The sequence below is a fragment of the Aquipseudomonas alcaligenes genome (assembly GCF_003205495.1).
GTDB lineage: Bacteria > Pseudomonadota > Gammaproteobacteria > Pseudomonadales > Pseudomonadaceae > Aquipseudomonas > Aquipseudomonas alcaligenes_B.
In genome coordinates, this window is the sequence record NZ_QJRX01000015.1 from 1 (window position 1) to 5,728 (window position 5,728).

A 5,728-nucleotide genomic window follows, 5' to 3' on the forward strand; every position below is an offset into this window, starting at 1 on the left:
TCGCCCAGAAAGGCCAAACCCCCACCCGCGTGAGCGGATGGGGGTTTGGGGATAGAAGCTTGACGATGACCTACTCTCACATGGGGAAACCCCACACTACCATCGGCGATGCGTCGTTTCACTACTGAGTTCGGGATGGGATCAGGTGGTTCCAACGCTCTATGGTCGTCAAGCAATTCGGTTGCTGTGTCGGTGTTAAGTCGCCACAGCGAATTGGGTATGTGATCTTGGCTTTGCGGTTCTTAGCGAACTTTCGGTTCGTTTGTCGACTTCACCATCACCGACAATCTACAGATTGTTTGGGTGTTATATGGTCAAGCCTCACGGGCAATTAGTATTGGTTAGCTCAACGCCTCACAGCGCTTACACACCCAACCTATCAACGTCGTAGTCTTCGACGGCCCTTTAGGGAGCTCAAGGCTCCAGTGAGATCTCATCTTGAGGCAAGTTTCCCGCTTAGATGCTTTCAGCGGTTATCTTTTCCGAACGTAGCTACCCGGCAGTGCCACTGGCGTGACAACCGGAACACCAGAGGTTCGTCCAACCCGGTCCTCTCGTACTAAGGTCAGCCCCTCTCAAATCTCAAACGTCCACGGCAGATAGGGACCGAACTGTCTCACGACGTTCTAAACCCAGCTCGCGTACCACTTTAAATGGCGAACAGCCATACCCTTGGGACCGGCTTCAGCCCCAGGATGTGATGAGCCGACATCGAGGTGCCAAACACCGCCGTCGATATGAACTCTTGGGCGGTATCAGCCTGTTATCCCCGGAGTACCTTTTATCCGTTGAGCGATGGCCCTTCCATACAGAACCACCGGATCACTAAGACCTACTTTCGTACCTGCTCGACGTGTCTGTCTCGCAGTCAAGCGCGCTTTTGCCTTTATACTCTGCGACCGATTTCCGACCGGTCTGAGCGCACCTTCGTACTCCTCCGTTACTCTTTGGGAGGAGACCGCCCCAGTCAAACTGCCCACCATACACTGTCCTCGATCCGGATAACGGACCAGAGTTAGAACCTCAAGCATGCCAGGGTGGTATTTCAAGGATGGCTCCACGCGAACTGGCGTCCACGCTTCAAAGCCTCCCACCTATCCTACACAAGCAGGCTCAAAGTCCAGTGCAAAGCTACAGTAAAGGTTCACGGGGTCTTTCCGTCTAGCCGCGGATACACTGCATCTTCACAGCGATTTCAATTTCACTGAGTCTCGGGTGGAGACAGCGCCGCCATCGTTACGCCATTCGTGCAGGTCGGAACTTACCCGACAAGGAATTTCGCTACCTTAGGACCGTTATAGTTACGGCCGCCGTTTACCGGGGCTTCGATCAAGAGCTTCGCTTGCGCTAACCCCATCAATTAACCTTCCGGCACCGGGCAGGCGTCACACCCTATACGTCCACTTTCGTGTTTGCAGAGTGCTGTGTTTTTAATAAACAGTCGCAGCGGCCTGGTATCTTCGACCGGCATGGGCTTACGTAGTAAATACTTCACCCTCACCGGCGCACCTTCTCCCGAAGTTACGGTGCCATTTTGCCTAGTTCCTTCACCCGAGTTCTCTCAAGCGCCTTGGTATTCTCTACCCGACCACCTGTGTCGGTTTGGGGTACGGTTCCTAGTTACCTGAAGCTTAGAGGCTTTTCCTGGAAGCATGGCATCAACCACTTCGCATTCTAAAAGAACACTCGTCATCAGTTCTCGGCATTAAGACCCCGGATTTACCTAAGATCTCTGCCTACCACCTTAAACACGGACAACCAACGCCGTGCTGGCCTAGCCTTCTCCGTCCCCCCATCGCAGTAACTAGAAGTACGGGAATATTAACCCGTTTCCCATCGACTACGCATTTCTGCCTCGCCTTAGGGGCCGACTAACCCTGCGTCGATTAACGTTGCGCAGGAAACCTTGGTCTTTCGGCGTGCGAGTTTTTCACTCGCATTGTCGTTACTCATGTCAGCATTCGCACTTCTGATACCTCCAGCAAGCTTCTCAACTCACCTTCACAGGCTTACAGAACGCTCCTCTACCGCATCACTTACGTGATACCCGTAGCTTCGGTGTATGGTTTGAGCCCCGTTACATCTTCCGCGCAGGCCGACTCGACTAGTGAGCTATTACGCTTTCTTTAAAGGGTGGCTGCTTCTAAGCCAACCTCCTAGCTGTCTAAGCCTTCCCACATCGTTTCCCACTTAACCATAACTTTGGGACCTTAGCTGACGGTCTGGGTTGTTTCCCTTTTCACGACGGACGTTAGCACCCGCCGTGTGTCTCCCACGCTCGGCACTTCCAGGTATTCGGAGTTTGCATCGGTTTGGTAAGTCGGGATGACCCCCTAGCCGAAACAGTGCTCTACCCCCTGGAGTGATACGTGAGGCGCTACCTAAATAGCTTTCGAGGAGAACCAGCTATCTCCGAGCTTGATTAGCCTTTCACTCCGATCCACAGGTCATCCGCTAACTTTTCAACGGTAGTCGGTTCGGTCCTCCAGTCAGTGTTACCTAACCTTCAACCTGCCCATGGATAGATCGCCCGGTTTCGGGTCTATACCCAGCGACTAAACGCCCTATTAAGACTCGCTTTCGCTACGCCTCCCCTATTCGGTTAAGCTCGCCACTGAATATAAGTCGCTGACCCATTATACAAAAGGTACGCAGTCACCTAACAAAGTAGGCTCCCACTGCTTGTACGCATACGGTTTCAGGTTCTATTTCACTCCCCTCTCCGGGGTTCTTTTCGCCTTTCCCTCACGGTACTGGTTCACTATCGGTCAGTCAGTAGTATTTAGCCTTGGAGGATGGTCCCCCCATATTCAGACAACGTTTCACGTGCGCCGTCCTACTCGATTTCACTTCTAAGACCTTTTCGCGTACAGGGCTATCACCCACTATGGCCGCACTTTCCAGAGCGTTCCGCTAAAATCAAAGAAGCTTAAGGGCTAATCCCCGTTCGCTCGCCACTACTAAGGGAATCTCGGTTGATTTCTTTTCCTCAGGGTACTTAGATGTTTCAGTTCCCCTGGTTCGCCTCATACACCTATGTATTCAGTGCATGATACCCAGCTTATGCTGGGTGGGTTCCCCCATTCAGAGATCTCCGGATCAAAGTCTGTTTGCCGACTCCCCGAAGCTTATCGCAGGCTACCACGTCTTTCATCGCCTCTGACTGCCAAGGCATCCACCGTATGCGCTTCTTCACTTGACCATATAACCCCAAGCAATCTGGTTATAGATTCGTAACGTGAAGACGACATTCGCCGAAAATTCGCGCTTGAACTCGCAAATTTTGCCTTGATTAACAATGTGCAGTGAAACACATTGTTAGTCACTTCTATCACATACCCAAATTTTTAAAGAACAGTTCTGGCGCAAAGTCCAGAACTCAACATCCCAACCAATCTTGGCAGATGCTCAGTTCTGAGCTTTCAGCGATCTTGAGTTGATGGTGGAGCCAAGGAGGATCGAACTCCTGACCTCCTGCGTGCAAAGCAGGCGCTCTCCCAGCTGAGCTATGGCCCCGTTTAGACACTGGCCATCCCGACAATTGGTGGGTCTGGGCAGATTCGAACTGCCGACCTCACCCTTATCAGGGGTGCGCTCTAACCAACTGAGCTACAGACCCAATCGTCACTCTCGGGTCTCAACCCAATCGCTTTTCGCAAGTGAATCAAGCAATTCGTGTGGGAACTTATGAAGAAGCTGAAGTCTTCGATTAAGGAGGTGATCCAGCCGCAGGTTCCCCTACGGCTACCTTGTTACGACTTCACCCCAGTCATGAATCACTCCGTGGTAACCGTCCCCCTTGCGGTTAGACTAGCTACTTCTGGAGCAACCCACTCCCATGGTGTGACGGGCGGTGTGTACAAGGCCCGGGAACGTATTCACCGTGACATTCTGATTCACGATTACTAGCGATTCCGACTTCACGCAGTCGAGTTGCAGACTGCGATCCGGACTACGATCGGTTTTATGGGATTAGCTCCACCTCGCGGCTTGGCAACCCTTTGTACCGACCATTGTAGCACGTGTGTAGCCCTGGCCGTAAGGGCCATGATGACTTGACGTCATCCCCACCTTCCTCCGGTTTGTCACCGGCAGTCTCCTTAGAGTGCCCACCCGAGGTGCTGGTAACTAAGGACAAGGGTTGCGCTCGTTACGGGACTTAACCCAACATCTCACGACACGAGCTGACGACAGCCATGCAGCACCTGTGTCTGAGTTCCCGAAGGCACCAATCCATCTCTGGAAAGTTCTCAGCATGTCAAGGCCAGGTAAGGTTCTTCGCGTTGCTTCGAATTAAACCACATGCTCCACCGCTTGTGCGGGCCCCCGTCAATTCATTTGAGTTTTAACCTTGCGGCCGTACTCCCCAGGCGGTCGACTTAATGCGTTAGCTGCGCCACTAAGATCTCAAGGATCCCAACGGCTAGTCGACATCGTTTACGGCGTGGACTACCAGGGTATCTAATCCTGTTTGCTCCCCACGCTTTCGCACCTCAGTGTCAGTATCAGTCCAGGTAGTCGCCTTCGCCACTGGTGTTCCTTCCTATATCTACGCATTTCACCGCTACACAGGAAATTCCACTACCCTCTACCGTACTCTAGCTCAGTAGTTTTGGAGGCAGTTCCCAGGTTGAGCCCGGGGATTTCACCTCCAACTTGCTGAACCACCTACGCGCGCTTTACGCCCAGTAATTCCGATTAACGCTTGCACCCTTCGTATTACCGCGGCTGCTGGCACGAAGTTAGCCGGTGCTTATTCTGTTGGTAACGTCAAAACAGCAAGGTATTAACTTACTGCCCTTCCTCCCAACTTAAAGTGCTTTACAATCCGAAGACCTTCTTCACACACGCGGCATGGCTGGATCAGGCTTTCGCCCATTGTCCAATATTCCCCACTGCTGCCTCCCGTAGGAGTCTGGACCGTGTCTCAGTTCCAGTGTGACTGATCATCCTCTCAGACCAGTTACGGATCGTCGCCTAGGTGAGCCTTTACCTCACCTACTAGCTAATCCGACCTAGGCTCATCTGATAGCGCAAGGCCCGAAGGTCCCCTGCTTTCTCCCGTAGGACGTATGCGGTATTAGCGTTCCTTTCGAAACGTTGTCCCCCACTACCAGGCAGATTCCTAGGCATTACTCACCCGTCCGCCGCTGAATCATGGAGCAAGCTCCACTCATCCGCTCGACTTGCATGTGTTAGGCCTGCCGCCAGCGTTCAATCTGAGCCATGATCAAACTCTTCAGTTCAATACTGCTTGGGTTTTGAGAAAACCCTAAACTTGGCTCAGCAATCGCAAATAAACTCTCGAATTCACGAGTGTTACTTGTGTTGCTGATAATCAGGCGACTATCAGTCTTACTCCACAAGCACCCACACGAATTGCTTGATTCAGTTGTTAAAGAGCGTTTCGATCAAGCCTTTCGTCTCAACCGAGGCCGCGCATTTTACAGCAGCCTTTCAATCTGTCAAGCTGTTTTTGAAGAATTTTTCGTTTCTTCTCAACCGCTTGCGCTTCAGAGTCAAACTTCTTCTCGTCAGCGGGAGGCGCATTCTACAGCGTTCAAAACCGCTGTCAACCACCTCTTTCAACCGCTTCCGATCCATTCGACCGAAGCACCAACAGGACTCAACCACCACCCTGTCAGCCCGGCGCATTCTACTCGAATCCGCCATCCGGTCAACCTCTTTTTTCATCCAACTCTTTGATTTTCAAGGAGTTTTCCGAGAG

Annotated in this window: 2 tRNA genes, 3 rRNA genes and 1 pseudogene; 1 reads left to right on the top strand and 5 read right to left on the bottom strand. The window is 52.1% G+C overall.

Annotated features, from left to right (window positions below):
- Positions 1-57: 57 nt before the first annotated feature.
- The 5 genes from rrf to DMO17_RS19475 all read right to left on the bottom strand — a co-directional run bounded on the left by rrf (position 58) and on the right by DMO17_RS19475 (position 5,246).
- Positions 58-173: ribosomal RNA gene (rrf, locus tag DMO17_RS19455) — 5S ribosomal RNA — on the bottom strand.
- 137 nt (positions 174-310) lie between these two features.
- Positions 311-3,202 (bottom strand): 23S ribosomal RNA (locus DMO17_RS19460).
- Positions 3,203-3,440: 238 nt separating this feature from the next.
- A tRNA-Ala gene (locus tag DMO17_RS19465) sits at positions 3,441-3,516 on the bottom strand.
- A 26-nt stretch (positions 3,517-3,542) separates the two neighbouring features.
- Positions 3,543-3,619 (bottom strand) — tRNA-Ile (locus DMO17_RS19470).
- A gap of 91 nt (positions 3,620-3,710) precedes the next feature.
- Positions 3,711-5,246, bottom strand: a 16S ribosomal RNA gene (locus DMO17_RS19475).
- Together the 16S, 23S and 5S rRNA genes with 2 tRNA genes alongside form the textbook arrangement of a ribosomal RNA operon.
- A 137-nt stretch (positions 5,247-5,383) precedes the next feature.
- Between DMO17_RS19475 and DMO17_RS19480 the strand changes: the two are divergent.
- A pseudogene (locus tag DMO17_RS19480) lies at positions 5,384-5,728 on the top strand (hypothetical protein); the annotation flags it as partial.